Origin of the sequence: Sorangium sp. So ce367 (assembly GCF_051520455.1) — a bacterium.
Taxonomy (GTDB): domain Bacteria; phylum Myxococcota_A; class Polyangia; order Polyangiales; family Polyangiaceae; genus Sorangium; species Sorangium cellulosum_B.
Window position 1 is genome coordinate 7,889,105 of sequence record NZ_CP150334.1, and the last position, 21,956, is coordinate 7,911,060.

A 21,956-nucleotide genomic window follows, 5' to 3' on the forward strand; every position below is an offset into this window, starting at 1 on the left:
CCGGATCACGACAGCGCTTCCCGGGCCCATTGCAGGCTCACGCGACGGCGCTGACAGGCGCTTTGCTCCTCTGGTAGGGTGGTCCTCCTAGGAGACCGCCATGCCTCGCTTGAACCAGATCATCGCCATCGAGAAGGGCGTCAAGGCCCGCTCCCACCAGCGCCTCACCGAGGCGCACCACGCGCTGCAGAAGCCGGCGTTGCTCTCCGGGATCTCGCGCACCTACCGGTCGAAGGACGAGGAGGGCGAGCAGCTCCCGCCCGAGGCGACGAGGGTGCAGGCGAAGGCCGAGGACATCATCCGGAGCACCGCCGACATCCTGGGCGAGCTCTTCGACGTCACGGCCACCAAGGACTATGCGAACTGCAAGGCCCGCGCGGACGTGGTCGTCGACGGCAAGGTGCTCCTCGCGGGGGCGCCCGTGACTTACCTGCTCTTCCTGGAGAAGCAGCTCGTCGACATGAACACCTTCATCAGGAAGCTGCCGGTGCTCGACGCGTCGGAGAGCTGGACGTTCGATCCCTCCGCGGACTCCTGGGCGACGGAGCCGGTGCAGACGGCGCGGACCAAGAAGATCCCGCGCAACCACGTCAAGGCCGAGGCGACGGACAAACACCCGGCGCAGGTGGAGGTCTATCACGAGGACGTGGTCGTCGGTTACTGGAAGACGGTCAAGTTCTCGGGCGCGCTGCCGGCGCGGCGCATCAACGAGCTGCTCGATCGCGTCGAGAAGCTGCAAAAGGCGGTCAAGTTCGCCCGCGAGGAGGCGAACAACCAGACGGTCGAGGAGCAGAAGGTCGGCGCCGCCGTCCTCGGGTTCCTCTTCAGCGCCTGACGCGCGCCTGACGCGCGCCGCTCCCGCCCCGGCGCGCAGCCCATGGTGGCCAGTCGTCCATCTCGCCTCCATGGCGCCTTTCACGATTCGAGCGGGAGCGACGTGCGGACCTCGAGCGCGGCCTTTCGAATCCGGGCACGCCATTGATAGACCGATTCCGCGCTGCGCCCGGTATTGCGGGCGATGTCGCTCACCGACTCTTCTTCGACGAAGAGCCGGCGGAACATGTCGACCCCCGCGGGAGACAGACGTCGATGCAGCTCGAGCGTCAGACGCTCGAGCGATTGGCGCGTCTCGGTGGAGCGAAGCGCGTCGCGGCACCGGCTCTCGGGCGGCAGGTTCTCGAGATCGACCGGGTCGGTCGGATGCGCGTTGAGCGGGCCCTTGCGCCCACTGCGCAGGATCGAGAGCGCATGTCGCCGCGCCACGAAGCCGACGAACTGGTCGAACCCGAGGCCGCGCTCGGGAGCCCAGGCCTTGAGGATGCGGCCGCCGTCGGCGAACAACGCGAGCAACACCTCCTGGGTGAGATCCTCGACGTCGACGGTGACCGGCCGTCCCCAGCTCGCCTCCTCCTTGAGCAGGGCGCTCGCGACACGCCGGCGTATGACCGGTAAGAGCGCTGTGACGAGCTCCGCCGCCGCTCTGCCGTCGCCGTTCGTCGCACGCTCGATGTCGGAATCACGACCGATGACCATGGGCACCTTCCTCGCTTGGACGCGCAGCGCCAGGCGCTGCGGGCCCGCCTCTCGAATGCGGGTGCCAGGGGTTCAGCAAGAAGGGCGCCAGCGGGTCTCACCCGAATTTCTCGACGTGCGGCGCCCCATCGGACGCAGGCGGACCGTGGGCGCGCCCGCGGGCGGCCCGCGCGACCCTGGGACAGCCCGGGCTCATCCCGCGGCCGCCAGGATCGCCCGCGCCCGCGCCCGGATGGCCGCGCTCGTCCCTGGGCGCGCCGCGAGCTGAGCGACGAGCTCCAGGGCTTCGGGCAGGGCCTGAGCCTGAGAGGTCGCCAGCGTGAGCAGCGTGCCGTCGAGCGCGCTGCCGAATCGGCCCTCGCTCATCGCCGCCGCGAGATCACGCCAGTCCGTGGCGGTGAGGGTTCGATCGCGCAGGGCCGCGAGGGCGGTGCTCTGCACTTCGACGGCCGTGTCGCGCGCCAGGGTGATGAGCAGGTCCTTGGCCTCGGGCGTATCGACCCTGCGCAGCGCCTCGGCGGAGGCTTCGCGCAAGGCGGCGTCCTTGCTCGCGGTGTACGGCTCCGCGATCGCGAGCACCTCGGGGCTGCGCGCGTTCGTGAGGGAACCGAGCAGCGCCGCCCGCGCCTCGGGCGTCTCTGCGGACGCAATCTCGCGGCCCAGCCGCGCGACGAGGGCGTCCGCCGTCGCGGCGTCGCCGTTCGCCGAGGCGGCGCCGGAGGCCGCGGCGAGCGCATGCGCGCTGGCATAGGCCAGGTCGGCGTACCCCTGCCGCTGGCCGTCCTGGAAGGCGTCCCAGACCGCATCGGCCGTCTCGCTCGTCGGCGCCTCGAGAAACGAAACGCGCTGGACGAGCGGCGCTCGGAGCGGCGAGCGCGCGAGCGCGGGTGAGGCGAGGACTGTGCGCATCGCGGCCTGCGCCTCCTCGTGGCCCGCGGACGCGAGCAGATCCATGATGAGGACGCGCGCCTTGTCGGTCGCGCCGGGTTCGAGCGCGAGCTTCGCCAGATCCCGGGCGATCGTCGGATCTTGTTCGAGGAGCCCGGTCGCTCGCCAGAGCCAGCGGGTGTGGGCCGGCATCACGCCGCCGTTGCCGAACTGGGCGAGATCGGAGAGCAGCCGTTCGCGCGTGAGCCCGTCGACGCGCTGGGCGAGGAGCTCTCGTAAGGTATCCGCGCCGACGATCGGCTCACCCGCGGGGTGCGGCGCGTCGAACGCGATACCGGCCGGAGCGGCCTCACCGCGATCCACGCGAACGAGCCGCAGCTCGAATCGCGCCCGCCCGTCGAGCTCGCTCGCGCCGTCGGGGCCGTCCACGCGGACGCGCTCCTCGCTCTCCACGCGCTCGATCGCGCCGCCGCGCACGCGGATCGACGACCCACCCCGGAGCTCGCGCACGCGCAGGCTCGCCGGGCCGGGGTTCGAGAAGGCGTCGAAGCTCGAATAACGCACGCGCTCCCGCGTGAGATCTTGCTCGTCCTGGGCGTAACGAACGATGGATGCGCCGAACGGCCCCCGCTCGTTCGCCTCCCAGGACGTGCCCGTGGCGCTCGGGCCGAGTGACACGCTCGACTGCGCGACGACCCACTGGACGAGGTTCATGAACACGTCCGGAGCGCCGGCCTCGAAGGCGACGTCCCGGCTCACGCCGTCCGTGCCGACGCGCACCCGCGCGTGCCGTCCCATGAGCGCTGTCGTCGCGTGCTCTCGCGCCGGGAACGCTTCGGTGCCGAGCACGTCGAGCCGGTGGCGAAGCACGTCCGTGAACGAGAGCACGAGCGTCGCCCCGTCCTCCTCCACGGACTCGACGAACAGCGCCATGTCGAGCGCCATGTCCGTCGCGCTCGAGGTATGCGTCTCGGTCGCGCCGACGCCCGCGGCGAAGAGGCGTCCGCGCTGCTCACCCGACCAGGCGACGTGATAATGGAGGACCGAGCCCGGCTCGAACCGCAGGGAGAGCGCATGGACTCGCGGCGTCACGGAGACCGGCTCCGCCGCGCGCATGGCGTGGCGAGCGGCGGGGACGCCGAGCGCGAGCAGCGCGGCGGCGACGGCGATCGAGCGGCGACGGCGCAGGAACCTTTGGGCGAAGGGCGAGGACATACAACCTCCTGAACGACGAATACAAACTCCGAGAGACGAAGCTCGGGCCGAGGCCCGGCGTGACGGCGCCGAGCCCCGACCCACCCGGACCAACGTCAGAGATAGTTCTTGATGAGATCGAGCGGGATGTTGCTCTTCTCGAACTTGAAGATCTCCTCGTCGATCGACGGGCCTTGCCACGAGAACAAGGTCCACTCCGAGTCGAGGAAGGAGAGCGGGCCGTCGACGAACGCCTTCACGTTGCCGTCGAGCATGCGAAACTTCTGCTTCCCCGCGAACGAGAGCGACGCCGTGACGGCCCTGCTCGGGCTCATCGTGATCCTGGCGCCCGCGCTGATCGGCATCTCGCCGCGCACGAGGACCAGGTTGCATTTCACGCCCGCGCGGAAGCCGGGCACGCCGACCGCCGCCGACGCGAACGCATCGGCCTGGGCGAAGGGCGTGACAGTGCCGGTGATCGTGGCGAGATCGACGCCGGATCCGCTGGGCGTCGACGAGCAGGCGCCGCCGATCCGCGCCTTCGCGTCGATCTTCATACCGACGGACATTCCGACCCCTGCGCCGAGCGTGACCGGGACGCCGAACGGGTAGACCGTGGTCGTGAACTCCTTCTTCGTCCCGCTCTTCATCTCCTTGACGAGGCCGGTCTGGAGCTCCGCGCTGTACGGGTTGTCCCAGCGGTTCCAGATCTTGACGTCGAGGACCTCGAGGCGGACCTTCGCCTTGCCCGCCGGTTGCTCGGTGTAGATCTTGGCGGCAGCGTCGATCACCTCCACGGTCGTGCCGTAGGCGTGGCCGACCGCCGTGAACGCGCCGTCGACGCTCAGGTTGGCGCTGCACGCCTGCGCCTGCGGCGACAGGCCCGTCACCTCCCAGCCCGTGTCGTACGACCAATCGAGCGACAGGTCGCTCGAGCCCAGCGTGCCGTGATCGCTCTTCCGGTCGCCGATGTACGGTCTTCCGTCCGGCGTCTTGGGGAAAGGCTGACTCGCGACCCAGTTGTTGACGACGGCCCCGAAGCCCTCGATGTCTTCCGCCGTCGTCGTGTAGTCGTTCTTCGGCGCGCCGAAGGCGCTCACGGCGTTGCGAACCGGGGAGCCCGGCGCGAAATTCGCGCCCGTGTTGGCGACGCACGTCTGGTACGCGGCCTCCATGTGCTTCGAATAGAACGCCGCTACCTGATCGCGAAGCTGTCGGTAGGACCAGTCGCACCTCGTGACGTTCACGGCGTCGATGCATCCGTCCGCGTCCGCCTGGTAAAGCTGCGCCTTGAGCGCGGCCTCGAGCGCGGTGAGCTCGGCTTGCAGATCGCGCGTCACGGGCGCGCAGCCGGGCTGCCCCGCGCAGTGATCCGTCGACGTGAAGGTCGGTCCGTGCTTCGCGATGAGGTCGAGCAGCTTGTCGCGTTCGGCGGTGAGCTTCAGAAAGTCCTGCTGCTGATCTTCGTGGTAGCGAAGGGTCTCCGGGTGTTCATCCGACAGCGCGTCTTGCATCTGCGCGTGCCAGCTCCAGTTCACCACGTGGTGAGACGTCCCGGCCTGGAGCTTGCTCCGGATCGCCGCGTCGGCGGGGCCGAAGAAGCTGCCGCGCGCGAGCGACTTGTACGCCTTGAAGTAGCCGTTCTTCGGCGCTTTCGGATCCATGAGCGGCTTGGGTACGCCGCCGACGATGATCGTTCCGATCTGGCCGTTCGACGGCCACACGACCGCGGGGAGCGCGCTCGCTCCGGACTTGCTGTACAAGGTCCGGTTCGCGATGCCCGTGCTCGTGTCGAACGCCTGATCGAACAGGACTTCATCGCTCAGCAACGACACGTCGGCGAGATCGCGGAAGCGGGTGTAGTCGTGGAACCGCTCCTGGACGTACTCCGTGCACGACTGCACGACGTTGCCGTTCGCCTGCCAGCGCTCGCGTTGCGCGCGGAGCGAATCGAGCCCGGTGCGCGTGATGCCGTCGGCGAACAGGTTGATGGATCCGCCGCCGGCGTTGTAGAGCTGGCTCTTCTGTTCGACGCCGAGGAACTGGCCCTCGAAATGCTGCGTCATGTGCTTGAAGAAGCTGTAGGGCCTCACGCCTGCCGCAACGGTGGTCTCGGGGTCGTCGGGCGACGCGACCTCCTCGACGCTGACGTCGGGGCGCTGCATCTCCGCGTCGTACGCCGTGCGGATGAGCACGGAGCACGCGCTCGCTTCGCTCGCGACGGAAGCCTGGCCGCACGCCGTCGCCAGGTAGGCGGGATCTCGACACTGGACGACCGTCGGCGTCGGGCACGAGGGCTGCGCCATCGCGCCGCTGGTGGTCGCGAGCGCCGCCAGGACGAAGGATGAAATCGATACGCGGGTTCGGGTTCTCATGGGAATGACCTTTCGTGGAACGAGCGTGAACAGGCCCGACCAGAGCGAGCTGCTCCGGGCAAAGAAGGGGGACGCGGACCCCGGCGCATGGAATCGGCGCCCGCGAGCGAGGGAGTCAGGGTCGATGGCTCAGTAATCGCCGCAGATCTGAGCGCACTTGTAAGCGGGACCGCGGCAACGGTCCCAGCAGTCCAGAGGTTCCGGCTCGGGCTCGGGCTCGGGCGGCGGAGGAGGCGGCGGCAAGCGGTCGACGACCACGCGGTAGCCGGTCGCTTGAGGCGTGAAGCTGACCGTCAAGCGGGATCCCCCGTTCCAGGTCGTGACGCCCGGCGCGGGAGCCTCCACCAGACGCAGGCGCGTCGCCGACTCGGTGATTTGCTGCGCCGTCGGTTCGTCCGGGAGCGGCGAGACGTCCATCCGATGGATGACGAGGCTGCTCCGCGGCACACCGGCGTCATACGTCGAGGCAGACTGCTTGCGCGCTTCGATGGTGTAGTAGTGCGTGGCGTCGATGGGCACGCGGATCACGCCGTGGTGGCCCGGCAGCGGCGGCGTGCCGACGAAATCGAGATCCGCGGTGGCGCTCGAGTTGGTGGGGACGCTCAGGATCTGCGAGGGCGTGAGCCAGCCCGCGAGCGCCGTGTGTTCGGCGGCCGGAAACACCGCGCCGCAGCCGAACGAGGCCGTGAGCGAGCTGCACGACAGGCCGCTCGGCGAGAGCGCGAAGCCCTGGCTCATCACGTCCCATGGGGAGTCGAACCTCAGGGCGGCCGTCCCCGAATACGTGAGATCGATGCCCGCCCCCATCGCGCGCGCGACGCTCGCCTGGTGGCTGAACTCGACCGGCGAGAGCACGGAGAAGCCGTGCGTCCGCTCCGGCGTCTGCAACGTGCCGGCGACGACCTGGTTCTCCAGGTTGTGGCTGAACGCGAGCGCGAAGCCGTCGAAGTCGAAGACGTTGGCGCCGCCGACGAACGCCGCGCTCAGGCAGTCGTTCACGAGATCATCGAGCTTCTCGCTGGAGGTCTGGAGGTTGTAGAAGCTCGCCGGGTTCGGCATCGACTGCCAGTCGAGCACCGTGGTCTCGATCGAGAGGCGGCCGTGCGACGCCGTGGACCAGTAGTTACCGAGACCCGGTCGCGTATTCCCCATCAACCCCTCGAAGTAGGCGCGCGTGTGCGGCGTCGGATTCGCCAGATCGGTGAAGGAGCACGGGATCAAGAGCCAGCGCTTGTTGCCCGTGTAGCTCCCGGACACCAGGCTCGCGAGACTGGCGACCGCCGAGGCCGGGGCGGTGAGCTGCGTCGCGACGAGGCCGCCGCGCGCGGAGTACGTGCTGCCCGTCACGGCGACCGTCCGGCCGAGGATCGCGTCGAAGCCACCGGCTTGCGCGGCGACCGTCGCGCTGATCTCGACCTCTTGCAGCTTGTGATCGCTGCCCGTGACGAAGTAGCGGTTTCCGCCGTTCTGCCCGGTGGTCGATGCGCGCCCGATCGAGAGGCGCGTGAGCTTGCCCTGGATCGTGACGGTGGACGCGACCGCTGGATCACGCACGAGGATGGGCGATCCAAGCGCCGGGGTGGCCGTGAACGTGAGCGGCGCCGCGTCCTCGTCGGTGGATTCGGCGTCCGTTTCTTCGGGTGAGAACGCGCAGCCGGGGGCCACGGCGAGTGATGTCAACAACGCGGACAGCGAGATCAACCGATGCGTAGGCATGACGGGCTCCTGGTTCGGGAACGGAGATCCACGCTGCTCGGCGCGTCGCCGAGGCGTCGTCTCCCCTCGCCCCACAGATACGCAGGCGCTCGTGCGTTTCTGACGAGGTCTCGCGAGGCTTCACCGTCGCGCGCGCCCACGCCACCGTGCAGGCGCCGGCAGCATCGGGCCCAGGCCGCTGCGGGCGCCCGGGGCGAAGCGCCTGGAGGCGCGCGAGCACGGCGCCGCCCTCGCAGGCGGCGGAGCTCCTCCGACGTGTCCGGTTGGGCGGCTGCGGTCGGCATGCGCGGGAGCCAGGCGTGCAGGCGTGGCGCGCGCCTGACGCGCGCCGCCGCCGGGCCAGGGCCGGCCGCGCTTGCGCCGCGGCCGGCGGAGCGATATCGTGGCCGCGGAGTGCAAGTTGAAGCTCAAGCTCAGCTTGATGGGCTCGGCGCCCAAGCGCAGGTTCGAATCCTGCCCCCGCCACCTCATTTTCTCTCGCGGCGGGGTAGCCCAACTTGGAAGAGGCAGCGCTGGCCCGTTCAATGGTCTCAAGCTCTCACTCCAGGCTCGAGCATTCGCCGCCGATCACCCAATCGAACGGGAGGAGGCTTGAATCGTCGGATGCTGGTTCAATTCCAGCCTGGCCAGCCCGCGCCGCGGTGAGGCGTCGCCTCTCCTCGCGCGGCGCCGGGGCGCTCCCGCCCCGGCGCGCGGTCCATGATGGCCGGTAGTTCAATGGCAGAACACGGCGGTGTAAGGACTGACCTTCGACCTTAAACGTGTGGGTGTGCGCAGATGGCGGCAAACCGAGGCCCGGGACTAGGCCACAGTCCCGGGTCTCACCTATTTCAGGGGCGTTCGGGTCGGGGGAGCTCGATCGATGACGCCGCGTTTTCCGTGATTGACGGCCGCCGGGCTGGTCGCCTGTGCCGGCGTCATCGCGGTGTCTGCTCTCCGTCGGATCCCTCTGGGGACGCGGGCGGGTGGAGGGGGAGCTCGAACCCTTCGGCCACGAGCCCCTTGAACACGGTCGGTCCCGTCCGGCGAAATCCTAGCTTCTCCAGGACCCTGACCGACGCGACGTTCTCGAGCATCGCGTGCGCGACGAGGCGTGGGAGCCGGAGCTGCTCGACTGCGTACCGGATGCACGCGGCGGCCGCCTCCGTGGCGTAGCCCTTGCCCCAGTGCTTGCGGAAGAAGCGGTACCCGAGGTCCGCGACCTCGAGGTCGTCGTGCCACCGGAGCCCGCACCAGCCCAGCTTTTCCGCCGTCTTCCGGTCCGAGACGATGAACCGGCCCATGCGGAAGTCCTCGAACTGGCGCACGAGCCGCCCGACGACCGCGCGCGCTTCGTCCTCGCACGCGAACGCGGTATCGCCGGTGTAGCGGACCACTTCGGGGTCCGAGTTCAGCTCCATCATGAACGGGGCGTCGGACAGCCGGTGGGGGCGGAGGCGCAGGCGCTCCGTCGAGAGGAGGGCGTCGTCGTCGGTGTCGAGGCCGGGCACCCGGCGATCTTACCCGGTCCGCCACGTGTTCGCCATTTCCTGTCCCGAGCGCGGCCGTCTCCTGATTCTCGCGTTGGTGCTCCCTTCGCGCCATTGCGTGCTCCCATGCGCGAGCTGCTGTCTTTCCACGCGTTCGCCCTGCTCTGCGCTCGATGCCCGCAAATACCCCGGCTTCGCATGCGGGCGCGGCCCTCCCCCGGCGCGAGCGCGAATGAACGCCGATTGCTCGACAGGGGTCGCGGCTGTCAACCCCTCTTCAGGGGCTTGGTGAACCGCCCCCATTAACTTAGGATCGCTCCAGACACAGCGGGTTGGCGACTGGAGCCTTCGAGCGCTGGCTGCACCTGGCCACGCCCGCATCGTGGCGTGGCCTGTCGGGTGCCGCATCGACGAATCGCCCTGACTTTTCGTGCCGGCAATTGGTGGGACTCTCATCGAGAAGTCGGTGCGGGGCACGGGCGGAGATCCGTCCCGGAGTCGGCCTTCGCCCGAATCACTCGCCTGCTGGGCTCCACCTCATCTGAACGCGGCTGTCTGCGGGATCGAGCGCATTGAAGCTCGGAATCGATAGAAAGGCGGAGTCACATGCGAAAGTATCGAGCGAGTGCGGTTTCTGCTGGAATCCTCGCCGGGTTTGCCGGGGTGATGGCCAGCGCAGGCGCGAGCTGGGCCGGCGATTCGCGAGACGTCAAGGCGGAGGCCGGGGCGTCCGACGAGGTCGGGCACCACGTGCCCGGCAAGGGCAAGGGGTTCGTGGGACAGCAGTATCAGCAGTATCAGAAGGGGGAGCGTGGTCCCCAGGGGCCCATGGGGCAGCGGGGGCCCGCTGGGCCGCAGGGCGAGCGCGGTCCTCAGGGGCCCAAGGGCGAGCGCGGCGAGCCGGGCCCGCAGGGGCCGGCGGGCGCCGCAGGCACCGCGGGGCTCATCGGTCCCCAGGGCCTCCAGGGCTTCAAGGGCGTCGACGGCGCGCGCGGTCCGCAAGGGCCCAAGGGCGAGCGCGGCGAGCCGGGCCCGCAAGGGCCGGCAGGCACCGCGGGGCTCATCGGTCCCCAGGGCTTCAAGGGCGTCGACGGCGCGCGCGGTCCGCAGGGTCCGCAAGGGCCCAAGGGCGAGATGGGTCCTCAGGGGCCGGCAGGCGCCGCGGGGCTCATCGGTCCCCAGGGCCTCCAGGGCTTCAAGGGCGTCGACGGCGCACGCGGTCCGCAAGGGCCCAAGGGCGAGATGGGTCCTCAGGGGCTGGCGGGGCTCATCGGTCCTCAGGGCCTCCAGGGCTTCAAGGGCGTCGATGGCGCGCGCGGTCCGCAAGGGCCCAAGGGCGAGATGGGTCCTCAGGGGCCGGCGGGGCTCATCGGTCCTCAGGGCCTCCAGGGCTTCAAGGGCGTCGATGGCGCGCGCGGTCCGCAGGGACCCGCGGGATCCATGGGTCCCAAGGGCGAGAGGGGTCCTCAGGGGCCGGCGGGGCTCATCGGTCCTCAGGGCCTCAAGGGCGCTGACGGCGCGCGTGGTCCGCAAGGGCCCAAGGGCGAGATGGGTCCTCAGGGGCCGGCGGGGCTCATCGGCCCTCAGGGCCTCAAGGGCGCTGACGGCGCGCGTGGTCCGCAAGGGCCCAAGGGCGAGATGGGTCCTCAGGGGCCGGCGGGGCTCATCGGCCCTCAGGGCCTCAAGGGCGCTGACGGCGCGCGTGGTCTGCAGGGGCCGGTAGGACCCAAGGGCGAGATGGGTCCCCAGGGACCGGTAGGACCCAAGGGCGAGATGGGTCCCCAGGGCCTCAAGGGCGCTGACGGCGCGCGCGGTCCGCAGGGGCCGGCGGGGCCCAAGGGCGAGATGGGTCCGCAGGGCCTCAAGGGCGCTGACGGCGCGCGCGGTCCGCAGGGGCCGGCGGGGCCCAAGGGCGAGCGTGGCGAGCCGGGCCCCCAGGGCCTCGCGGGGCACGTCGGTCCTCAGGGCGTCCAGGGCCTCAAGGGCGCCGACGGCGCTCCGGGCCTCAAGGGCGCTGACGGCGCGCGCGGTCCTCAGGGTCTCGCTGGACCCAAGGGCGAGGTCGGTCCCCAGGGGCCCATGGGACCCAAGGGCGAGCGCGGCCTCCAGGGCCCCGCAGGGCTCGTCGGTCCTCAGGGCCTCAAGGGCGCCGACGGCGCTCACGGCCTCAAGGGCGCTGACGGCGCGCGCGGTCCTCAGGGCCTCGCTGGACCCAAGGGCGAGGTCGGTCCCCAGGGACCCAAGGGCGAGCGCGGCGAGCGCGGCCTCCAGGGCCCCGCAGGGCTCGTCGGTCCTCAGGGCCTCCAGGGCCTCAAGGGCGCCGACGGCGCTCCGGGCCTCAAGGGCGCTGACGGCGCGCGCGGTCCGCAGGGACCCAAGGGCGAGGCGGGTCCCCAGGGGCCGGCCGGACCCAAGGGCGAGCGCGGCGAGCGCGGCCCCGCGGGCATCGTCGGTCCTCAGGGTCTCCAGGGCCTCAAGGGCGCCGACGGCGCTCACGGCCTCAAGGGCGCTGACGGCGCTCCGGGCCTCAAGGGCGCCGACGGCGCGCGCGGTCCGCAGGGTCCCGCTGGACCCAAGGGCGAGGCGGGTCCCCAGGGGCCGGCCGGACCCAAGGGCGAGCGTGGCGAGCGCGGCCCCGCGGGCCCCGCGGGGACCGTCGGTCTCCAGGGTCTCCAGGGCAGCAAGGGCATCGACGGCGCGCGCGGTCCTCAGGGCCTCGCTGGACCCAAGGGCGAGCGTGGCCCCCAGGGGCCGGCCGGAACGCCTGGGCTCGTGAAGATCCACGTGGTCTCCGTGACGCGCGAGGCGTCGCCCACGAGCGCGTTCGTCAACGTCAAGGCGCTCTGCGACGCGGGTGAAGTCGTGATCAGCGGCGGATTCTCGATCTCCGGCGGCGCCCAGGCGACGAGCAGGGTGGTCGAGAACTCGCCGTTCGACCCCACCGAAGGCCGCGCGGGCTGGACATCGACCGCCGTGTTCGAGAGCGGCTTCGGCAAGAAGGCGCAGACGGTGTCGCTGACCACCTTCGCCGTGTGCGCCGAGCTGTCCGAGCGCTGATCCCGAAAGACCGGCGGGCCATGCTCGCGTGAGCACGAGCCCATCTCTCGAGCAGCTGTCCCCCGCCCGTCCACCCTGACCGCGAGGGCGGGGGACAGCTGGCTCCGCACCTCACCGGTGCTCCCAACACGCCGCACGCCGCACCGCAGCGCACCGTGCCATCGCCGCACCGTCCCCCATCTGCCGCCCCGCCTGCACAGACCACCGCGGTCCGCCCGTGCTCCCCAGGAGCACGGCCAGCGACGCCGCCGGCCCAGTCGCAGCCCTCCCCTGAATCCCTTACACCGCCAGTACAGCGCCGGATTCAGCAGCCCGCGTTCACCAGGGACACCATCGCGCGCACATTCACCCACAAAAGACGACACCGCTCACCGTCGCGGCATCGGAGGTGCAGATGTCCCGCCGGCACGCGTGAGGCAGCTTGCACGCTTTTCGCATGAATTCCTGACCGGTGGCCTGTGTGAATATCGCACTCTTCCACGCTCCGAAAAAAATGCGCGGTTTCCGGCATTTCTGCCGGAATGTCCGCGTGGCATCGCTGCTGTCCTGGATCAGGGAGAGCCGCCCTGGCACGCGCGTGAAGCCGCCTCGACGCTGTTTGTCACAGCTGTTGCCATCTGCCACAGGCGCGATTGCACGTAGTCAGCGGACGGGCCGATGAAGACATCCCCTCACGTCAATCCAGCGGTACCCAGCCTATCGAGGAGACACACCGAGAAATCTCCTCGCTTCGTGGATGCTGTGGTAATTTGCCCCCCTCGGGACGCGGACACGAAGGAGGGGTTTCTCTCAGGTCGGACCACATTCGCCCGAAGCGCACCCCAGAGGGGAACCATGAGCATAGATTACGATATGAAGACCACCGAGCATGCGACGATGACCGGAGCACGCCACAACCGCCTCGTGATCGCGCACGTACTGAACTCCTTCCAGGTGGGCGGCGCCGAGCAGGTCGTGGTGGATCTGGCCGGGCTGCAGCGCGCCGCGGGACATGAGGTGATGGTCGTGGGCATCGAGACGAACCCCGACGGGCCGCGCGCGGCGCAGCTCCGGGAGCGCGACGTCGCGGTGCACATGCTGCCGAAGCGCTCCGGCTTCGACCTCAAGCTCCCCGGGAAGCTCGCGGCGTTCTTCGCCAAGCACGGTGTCTCGATCGTGCACTCGCACAATCAGCTGCCGCTCATCTACGCCACGGCCGCAGGCCGGCTGCACCGTGTGCCTGTGTGCCACACGCTGCACGGCGCCATGTTCGATCAGGGGCGCAGGGCGTGGCTGCGGCACATGGCCGCCAGGCTCGCCGACGCGCACGTGGCCGTGTCGCAGTCCACGGCCGACTTCATGCTGACGCACAAAGAGGTGCCGAGCTCGAAGCTTCATGTGATCTTGAATGGAATCGACCTCTCCCGTTTCAGGCCGGACGCCGCGGCCCGGCACCGCATCCGGGCCGAGCTCGGGATCCCCCAGGACGCGTGGGTCGCCGGGGCCGTCGGGCGCCTGTCGCAGGTCAAGAACCACGCGCTCCTGCTCCGCGCGGCCGCGGCCGCGGCCGCGGGGATCCTGTCGGGCGACGCGGACAACGCGCGCCTCCTCCTTGTCGGAGACGGGCCGGAAGCCGCCCCGCTGCGCGCCCTCGCCGAAGAGCTCGGCATCGGCGACCGCGTCGTCTTCGCAGGCGAACGGCACGACGTGCCGGGGCTGCTCGCCGCGAGCGACGTCTTCGTCCTGTCGTCGAAGTCCGAGGGCCTGCCGCTCTCCATGGTGGAGGCCATGGCCACGGGGTTGCCGGTGGTCTCGACCGCCGTGGGTGGCATCCCCGCCCTGATCGCCGACGGGGAGACGGGCTTCCTCGTGCCGTCGGACGACGAGGGCGCGCTCGCCGCCAAGCTCGCCGCGCTCAAGGGGGATCCCGTGCAGTCCGCGGCGATGGGCAAGCGCGGAAGGAAGCTCGCGCTGCGGCGCTACTCGGCCGAACGCATGATGGCGAGCTACATGGATATCTACGAGACCCTGCTCGCCCGGCGCGAGTCGGAGCGGCGAGCCGTGCTGCGGCCGAGCGAGCTGCTCGCAGGCCTGAACGCCTAACCCAGCGGGCTGCTCGCAGGCTCGCCCCCCATCCCCCGGCGAAGCTGCTCGCAGGCTCGCCCCACGCTCCACACACCCAGGGCGAAACGCAAACGGCGCGGCGAGCGCGTCGCCCGCCGCCGGGGGCAGGCCGTCGCTGCCTCCGGCCCGCTTCACGGCGCGCGAGGGAGCGTCGAGCGCGCGCGCGCGTTCGTCGCGAGCGACGGCGGCGACGAGAGCGCCGCCGCCCGGGAAACCCGCGCCTGGGGACGACCCGACGCCGGCCGTTCGTCCAGCGCGCCGAGGTCGCGCAGGTCCGTCGCCGGCGCCAGCGTGCTCCGGGGCGGCGGCGCCAGCGTGCTCCGGGGCGGCGGCACCAGCGTGCTCCGGGGTGGCGGCACCAGCGTGCTCCGGGGTGGCGCGAGCGCGAGCGCGGCGTGCGCCTCGCGCACAGCGGCCAGCATCGACCGCGCATCCGGCCAGCGATCCGCCTGTGCGAACTCGAGCGCGCGGTCCACCACCCGCACCACGGCCGGAAGCATCGACGGCGCGATCCGCGCGAGCGACGGAATCGGGCAGGTCATCCTCAGGAAGAAGAGCTCGTTGACGGTCGGCGCCTCCTGGACGTATCGGTCCGTCAGCAGCGAGAACATCGTCGCGCCCAGCGCCCAGAGGTCCGTCCGCGCGTCGACGAGATCCCAGCGCGCGCGGGCCTGCTCGGGCGGCATGTACGCCGGCGTGCCCATGGCGCGGAGCCCCACGAGGGAGGTTTGCCCCGAGGGGGCCCGCAGGCGCGCGATGCCGAAATCGAGGATCTTCACCTCGCGCTCTCGCGTGAGGAAGATGTTGTCAGGCTTCAGATCCCGGTGAACGACGCCCCTCGCGTGCGCGGCCGCGAGCACCTCCAGGATCTGCTCGCTCACGGAGAGGACCTCGGCCGGCGGGAGCGGGCCCCTCTGCGCCTTCCATCGCTGGAGGAGGCTCTCTCCCTCGAGGAGCTCCATCACGAGGAACGGCCATCCATCCTCGGTCACGTCGTCCGCGATCACCGCGGCGACCCCCGGGTGATCGACGGTCTGCGCGATGGCCTTCTCGCGGAGGAACCGCGCGCGATCGCCCCGATCCCTCGCCCGCTCGGGGTGCAGCAGCTTGATCGCGACCCGCTGGCCCCTCCGGTGCGTCGCGGCATAGACGGCCGCCATCCCGCCGAGGCCGATCAGCGCGTCCAGCCGCCACGCGCCGTTGAGCGACGTTCCCACCCGCGCCTGCGCTCTCTGGACGTGCGTGACATTCTCGAACTCCATCGCTGGTCCTCTCCGTACCTCGAGCCAGCGGCCCTCCCGGCGCTCGCGGCGCAGGAGAGCCACTCTGCTCTGCGTTTCCCGTGTCCTGGCGGCGGCGCTACGATCGAATCCGCGCTCCACGACGGCAGGCCCGGGTTGCAGCTCGTCGGCACCGCGACCCGCCCGGCCGTCCTGCGTCATCGAGACAGGAACCGCATGGGCTGGGCGATATCCAGCAGCACGTCATTTCATGGAAAAGTTCAGCAAAACCCGAGCCACGCCGGCACACCTGGAGCGCCGCGGTGAACGCGCGGCCGCGTGGGGCGAATCGCCCCATGCGGCAAGATGCCCCGACCATTGTGGCCTCCCCCGGCCTCCGTCTCATCCTCGTGAGGCCGCCCTCGAATGTGCTCGGATGTGCTCGGAATCATGGGGCCGCAATCGGACAGGAACGGATGTGCTCGGACGTGGCCTCCTGTCCTCCGCGCCGGGCCCGCTCGCGAGGGCGCGGGCTCAGTGGAGGCCCTTCATCGTGGGGTCACCCAGCTTGAACGCCGCCAGCGCTTGCCGGATGAAGGCGGGCACCGAGAGGTAGCTCTCGAGCGCGACGCAAGCGCGGTTCGAGGAGCACGTGCACTTGTAGAAATCGCTGACATCGTCGTCGTCCGCGTCGGCGTCCGCCTTGCAGCCGTCCACGCCTTCCCGCAGGACCTCGCCGTCGTCCGCGATGGCGGCGATCGTCGGATCCCACCGCACGATCGGCCGCCCGGTCTCCGGGTTCGGCTTCACCTTGTGCCAGTCCGCCTTGCCGTCGCCGTCGAGGTCGGGCCCCGGCTCGGTGACATACGCCTTCGCCAGGAGCTCATTGCCGTACTCCAGGACGCGCGCGCCGATGCCCTTCTGCACGACCTTGCCAAAGACGGTCTCGGTCCCGTAGGCCTTCGCCACGAACACCTTCCCGGACGGGTGGTGGAGCTCGATCCGGTCCGGGAAGCCGGGATCGGTGTCCGCCCCGGCCTCCCAGACGTGCATCATGTCCAGCCACTTCTGCTTCTCGTTCTCGGGCAGGTAGAGCAGGGTCCATGCGATGAGGAACTTCTGCTGCTCCCAGCCGATCTGCGGGTCGAGGATGGCGACCTTGGAAGGGGCCCGCGGGTTCCACGGCGCGCTGTCGGGCGCGCCATAGGAGCTGCAGACGATGCTCCCGGCCGCGGGGAAGCAGCTCTCCGGCCCGCTCTCGGCCCACCACGAGGTCCAGCCGAGCGCGCCGGCCGGATACCCGCTCGCGTCACGGACCGGCCGGCCGCGCTGGTCTGCCTCGACGCGCACGCCCTTGAGGGCGTCGTCGCCCGTGAGGTTGTTGGCGAGCCAGCGGCGGTACCCTTCTGGGAAGACGTCGGCGAGCGAGACCGCCCGGTAGCGCGCGTCGAGGAAGTCGTGCCGCGAGTCGCTGATGAAGTTGTCGACCGACTCGGTCATCAGCATCGACACCCACGCCTTGTCGTAATAGGCCCCCGCGTTCATCGTGTACGACGAGTCGTACTCGCCCTTGTCCGCCGCGAGCGCGTTCTCGAGCGGCTTGCCCCCGACGGCGATGTCACCGAAATAGCCTGTCGCGCCGTTCGGGACGACCACCAGCGGTTCCCCTGGATCGCCGAAGACATCGTTCGATGACCGGAGGACGGCGTCCCCGTCCGGCAGGAAGTGCTCCCCCGGCTGCGGGCGCGCCATCTGGAGCGAGAAGTGATCGAACGCGATCCCGGCCGCGAGCGTGTTCTCCTTGAAGAGGCTGTTCGCGGCCTGGACCCAGAACGTGTCGAAATCGTAGCCGCGGTCCAGCGCGAACTCGCGGTAGATGTTCATGATGAGCCCGAGGCCCTTCGCGCCGTCGCGCATCTTCGCGTTGTACCGGTTCAGGGTCCGCTCCGACGCCGCGCGCACGCTGAAGGCCTGCCGGCCGCGGCGGTAGTTGTCGAAGATGTGGTTCACCTCCTGCTGCGTGACGAAGAAATTGAAGAGCTCGTAGGCGTCCGCGCCGTTGTCGTGCCGGTACACGCTCAGGTTGCCGAGGTCGGCCCACCGGTCCGTCGCGAAGCCGTAGGGCAGGCGGGTCCGCCCCGCCGGGTCCACCGAGGGCCCCTTCACGTCCCTCGGCGTCTCCAGCGCGCGCCAGGTGACATAATCGACCTTCTGCTGCCGGCACCGCGTGGTCTTGCCGCCGATCGACACGAGCTGGCCGTCGAGCAAGGGGTGCCAGACGCCGTCCAGCTCCTCGTCCCAGTCCGAGGGCACGAACGCGCTCGCGTCGACCTCGACGCAGCTGCGCGGCGCGATCAGCTCGTACTTGCTCTGCAGCTCGGAGTAATGGATGTCCTCGTCGTCGTACTCGGGCTGGATGCCGAGGACGCCGCCGAAATCGTCGATCTTCGCGAGCACGCCCTTGCCGCGCGGGGTGGTCGCCTTGTAGCTCGGGTCGGCGTGCACGGCGACGGCATCGCCGTAGAACAGGCGGGCCGCGGCGAAATCATAGGCGCCGAGCCCGATGAGGTCCTGCGTGGGCTCGCCGGCATAATCCATCGTCGACGACTGCATGAACATCCAGATCAGGTTCTTGCGCTCGTTCTCGGTGATGGGGTCGTAATACCTCGGCCCGACGCAGGCCTCGCCGTCCTCCGAGAGCGTCTCGCACGGCGTCTTCACCTGTCCATTGCTCGTGCGGAGCTGCCAGTACTGCGGCCGGTAGCCCCAGGCGTCGGAGGAGCTCACGAAATTGTGCCGCAGCCCGACGGAGTGGCCCATCTCGTGGAGGATCACCGAGGTGTGCGCCCGCTGCGCGAGATAGCGCCGCATGGCCTCGGCGCGCCGCGCCTTCTGCGCGGCGTCCCCCTCGCCGAAGCGCCCGTGCTTGCTCGCGAATTTCTCCTCGAGGAGGTCCGCCAGGTCGGCGGTCGCGAGCGGCGCCGGCGCCTCGTGCATCACGCACGCGCCGCGCTCGGCGAGCGCCATCTCCTTCAGGTTCCCGAGCTCGCGCCGCACGCTCGGGTTCGCCCCTCGGAGCGGCGACGCGAAGCGCATCACCTCGTCCGTGAGCGGCAGCCCCTCGACGCCGGTGAGCTGCTGGATCGCCTTCGTCGTGAGCTCGGCCTCGAGCTCGGTGCCCGCCGCGGCCCTGCGGCGCGCCTCGTAGACCCCGCGCATGCTGTCGGGCGCCGTGGCGTCGGCCGCGATGCCGCGCACCTCCTTCGAGAGCCGCCGGAGGCTCTCGCGCAGCGCCGGGTTCTGCGCCATCTGGCCGGTGCCCTCGGACACGGCCGCCTCGTCCACCCCGGCGGACCGGGCGATCCGCCGCGCCAGCTCCTCCCGCGTCAGCCGCGGCAGCGCGCCGCCCCTCGACGCGCTCTCGCTCGCCTGCGCCCAGTCCCGGACGTAATCGCCGTCGGTCACGTCTTCGGTCTTGAGCTCTCCCTTGATGTAGCGGGCCGTGTCCACGACGCCCTGGCTCCAGATGTCACTGACGTGCGTCCAGACATTGATGCTCGCCGCGACCTTCTCGCCGGTGAGCGGGTCCTCCGAGTCGCTGTAGATGCCCCAGGCGGAGGGCGATTGCGGCGCCTCGAAGTTGTTGATCTGGTGATAGCGCAGGTCGCCGATCCGGGCGTTCAGCGCCTCGCGGCACGCCTTCATCAGCGCGGGGTCCCGCCCTGCTTCCTTGCGGCGCTCGTCGCTGCACATCCTGGCGGTCACGCCCGCCGGGAGCCGTGGACCGCCGCACGCCTCGGGGTCGGCCGCCTCGACGGGGCTGTGACAGAGCACGATCATCTCGGGCATCTTCGCGAGCGCGATGACGCCCCTCGAGTACCCGCGCCGCGCGCCGATCTCGTCGGCGACGGCCTCGCAGGGCTGCCCCCCGGGCGCTGCGCCGCGCCGGCACGCGTCGACCTCGCGCGAGAGCGCGATGGCGTCGGCGTCATCGTCCATCTGCCCGTCGTAGACAGGGAACGCCTCGCCGCAGCGCGCCGCGTCCCCTTGCGTCCGGACGCACTCGGCGTACTTGGCGGTGACGACGGCGCTGCGCAGGGCGACGTCCCACTCGTGGGCTGCCATGTCCGTGGCGACGAAATAGTCGGGGTTGCTGTCCGAGGTCACGTACCACGCCTGCGGCACGGCCTCGCGCCGCTGGTAAGGCAGGGTGCACCGTTGCTTGAAGGTGTCGCACCGCGAGCCGGGCCCCGCCGCCTCCATCCCGCCATCCCGGGCCATCGAGGCCCCTGTGACGGCCTCGCACTCGTCCTCGGTCCCGTTCCGGTCCTGGTCGCGGTGCGGATCTGCGCCGGCGGGGGTGGTCTCGGGGGTGAAGCACGGGATCTCGCCCGTCATGCTCTCCGGATCGTCGTAGTAGTGGCTGCGTTCCCAGATGTTGTAACGGGAGATCATGCGGTGCCACTTGGCGTCGCTCATGCCGTAGTTGCGGGCGTAGCCGAAGCGCTCTCGCACGAAGGCGCCGAACGCCCGGAACCGGTAGCCGTCCCACTCGGCCGGCTCGTAGTCCCGATCGACGACGCGCCGGAACGACTGCCGGAGGGTGATCTCGACGGGGTTGCACGATCCGACCGGCGCGGTGCCGCCCGCGAAGTCCGTGTCGAGCATGCAGGCCGGGAAGCTGTCGATGCCCCACCCGAGGTGGCTGAGATCGACGAGCTGGGGCACCGCGAAGGCCTTGTTGGTGACGTCGAAATACCCCTCCTCGGCGTCGAAATGGGGCGCGTCGGGGTGGCTCGGGTCGCTGACGTAGTAGGAGAGCGGCTCGTACTGCACGCCGCCGTAGACGCCGATGAGCGACAGCGTGTCGAAGTCGTAGGAGTCCACGTTCAGGTTCTTCGACCAGTCGACCCGCATGTACTCGCGCTCGTACCATGGACGGTCGGTCGTATTTTCGACGACGACGTTGCTCTCTTCCCCCGTCGCTCGGTTGTAATCGCGCTGGACGTCGAAGTGGGAGAGGATCTTGTAGGCGACGACCACGACGCCATCGTCCGTGGCGGCGCCGGCGCCCTTGCCGTCGCTGTCGTTCACGCGCTCGTAGGTGAGGCGCCCGAGCAGGAGGTCTTCCTGGATGATCCACTTGATGCGCGCGACGTCGGCCTGAGCGTACGAGGAGGAGAAGAGCCCGTCCTGCGAGGCGCCGTAGCCCACGTCGACCACCGTGGTCCGCGCCCAGAACTCGGGATCGTCCTCCCTGCTCTGCAGATCGGCGCCGACGAAGAACGATTTCGCCAGCGCGTTCGCCTGAACCTGGCTGATGGCCGGCCGCTCCTCGGCGCAGCCCGCGATCGAGCACACCGCTGCCGCGAGCAATGCCTGTCTCACAATCCACCTCATCGCAGAGTCCTCCTCTGGCAGCTCGGTCCCGAGCGCGCATGCCCCCATGAGAACCTCGACCCGAGTCGCCGCGACGACCGCCCCGGTCGCGCGAGGGGCGGGCCTGCTCGCCCTCGCCGGCACCGCGGCATACCACGTACCACGCGCATCACCCCCTCGCCATTCCTGGCCAATCCAGGGGCATTCGATGCCTTTTCGCCTCGCTCCCCGCTCCCCGCGCGGCCGCGCTGCGCCGCCGGGCGTTAGGCGATTGACGGCCACTGTCGCCTTTTCACCGAGCCTCTCCGGGCTGGGACGGAAATGGCCTGTTCCAATCGGCCAGCGGCTCGGCTGTTCCAGTCGTTCGCTGTAGCCCCCCGGAGGCTCGGGGCGACCTTCTCTCAGGCCGCCCCCTCGCCTCGCTCGCGAGGCTGCGGTATTCGACCACCTCACCCGATCGGGAGGAACACCGTGCCTGACGGAGACGTCCTGCTCTCGAACACCGACGGCACCATCCTGGCGCAAGGCCCCACCGTGCTCGTCTGCGAGTGCCCTGGCGACGACCTCGACCTCGCCGTCCGTCGCGTCGCCGCGTTCGCGCTCGTCGCCTCGCTCGTCGTGGCGGGCATCGTGGCGGCGCGCGCGGCCCCCTTCCCCATCCTCTTCATCGCGGGGGCGTGGACCGCCGGCGCCGCCGCCGCGCTGCTCGCCGTCCGCCGGCGCCGCCGGCTCCACGGGCTGTTCCGCCTCGACTTCGAGCGCGACGAGCTCATCCAGGACGGCCGTGGCTTCCGGCGGATCCTGCCGATCCAGGCGATCGTCGGCGTCTCGACCCCGCCCGCCTCGGACACGGACGTCGACGAGCCCGGCCTCGCGCCGCGCTGGCTGCTCCTCCACCTGTCGACCGGGGAGCAGCTGCGCCTGGGCAGGGCGCCCGCGTACGCGCTCGGACCCGCGCTCGCCTTCCTCAGGCGGGCCGGCGTCGAGGCGTGAGGGGCGCGCCCGCCGCCGGCCAGCGCCGC

The 21,956-nt window shown here is 70.5% G+C and carries 11 protein-coding genes; 4 read left to right on the forward strand and 7 right to left on the reverse strand.

The genetic code is table 11. The annotated features are described in order from the left end of the window. Positions 1 to 100 precede the first annotated feature (100 nt). The gene (locus WME97_RS29735) at positions 101 to 835 is read left to right on the forward strand and encodes a DUF7873 family protein (protein WP_437542347.1); all 735 of its coding nucleotides are present in this window, start codon (positions 101 to 103) and stop codon (positions 833 to 835) included. 80 nt (positions 836 to 915) lie between these two features. On the opposite strand, the gene WME97_RS29740 is transcribed toward WME97_RS29735, so the two are convergent. The 5 genes from WME97_RS29740 to WME97_RS29760 form a co-directional block, all read right to left on the reverse strand. Beyond that, positions 916 to 1,539 (reverse strand): RNA polymerase sigma factor, encoded by a 624-nt coding sequence (locus WME97_RS29740; protein WP_437542348.1) that lies wholly within the window; start codon positions 1,537 to 1,539, stop codon positions 916 to 918. A gap of 186 nt (positions 1,540 to 1,725) precedes the next feature. Next, positions 1,726 to 3,636: a HEAT repeat domain-containing protein gene (locus WME97_RS29745; protein WP_437542350.1), complete on the reverse strand. Its 1,911-nt coding sequence runs from the start codon at positions 3,634 to 3,636 to the stop codon at positions 1,726 to 1,728. 95 nt (positions 3,637 to 3,731) lie between these two features. Continuing rightward, positions 3,732 to 5,990 carry a hypothetical protein gene (locus tag WME97_RS29750; RefSeq protein WP_437542351.1) on the reverse strand — a complete coding sequence of 753 codons (2,259 nt, stop codon included), beginning with the start codon at positions 5,988 to 5,990 and terminating at the stop codon, positions 3,732 to 3,734. Between the two features lie 129 nt (positions 5,991 to 6,119). Continuing rightward, complete coding sequence (locus tag WME97_RS29755) at positions 6,120 to 7,706, reverse strand: hypothetical protein (protein ID WP_437542353.1); 1,587 nt, start codon at positions 7,704 to 7,706, stop codon at positions 6,120 to 6,122. A gap of 917 nt (positions 7,707 to 8,623) precedes the next feature. Continuing rightward, positions 8,624 to 9,196: a GNAT family N-acetyltransferase gene (locus tag WME97_RS29760; protein WP_437542355.1), complete on the reverse strand. Its 573-nt coding sequence runs from the start codon at positions 9,194 to 9,196 to the stop codon at positions 8,624 to 8,626. A 585-nt stretch (positions 9,197 to 9,781) separates the two neighbouring features. Here WME97_RS29760 and WME97_RS29765 point away from each other — a divergent pair. Both WME97_RS29765 and WME97_RS29770 read left to right on the forward strand, forming a co-directional pair. Further along, positions 9,782 to 12,232, forward strand: a complete 2,451-nt coding sequence (locus WME97_RS29765; RefSeq protein WP_437542356.1) for a collagen-like triple helix repeat-containing protein — start codon at positions 9,782 to 9,784, stop codon at positions 12,230 to 12,232. 834 nt (positions 12,233 to 13,066) lie between these two features. Continuing rightward, positions 13,067 to 14,314, forward strand: coding sequence for a glycosyltransferase (locus WME97_RS29770; protein WP_437542358.1), 1,248 nt, complete (start codon positions 13,067 to 13,069; stop codon positions 14,312 to 14,314). A 152-nt stretch (positions 14,315 to 14,466) separates the two neighbouring features. Here WME97_RS29770 and WME97_RS29775 read toward each other — a convergent pair whose 3' ends face one another. Further along, positions 14,467 to 15,597: a protein kinase domain-containing protein gene (locus WME97_RS29775; protein ID WP_437542359.1), complete on the reverse strand. Its 1,131-nt coding sequence runs from the start codon at positions 15,595 to 15,597 to the stop codon at positions 14,467 to 14,469. Between the two features lie 492 nt (positions 15,598 to 16,089). Beyond that, complete coding sequence (locus WME97_RS29780; protein WP_437542361.1) at positions 16,090 to 20,955, reverse strand: hypothetical protein; 4,866 nt, start codon at positions 20,953 to 20,955, stop codon at positions 16,090 to 16,092. A gap of 450 nt (positions 20,956 to 21,405) precedes the next feature. On the opposite strand from WME97_RS29780, the gene WME97_RS29785 reads away from it, so the two are divergent. Next, a complete protein-coding gene (locus tag WME97_RS29785) occupies positions 21,406 to 21,927 on the forward strand; it encodes a hypothetical protein (RefSeq protein WP_437542362.1) in 522 nt (173 codons plus the stop codon). The last annotated feature ends 29 nt before the right edge of the window (positions 21,928 to 21,956 follow it).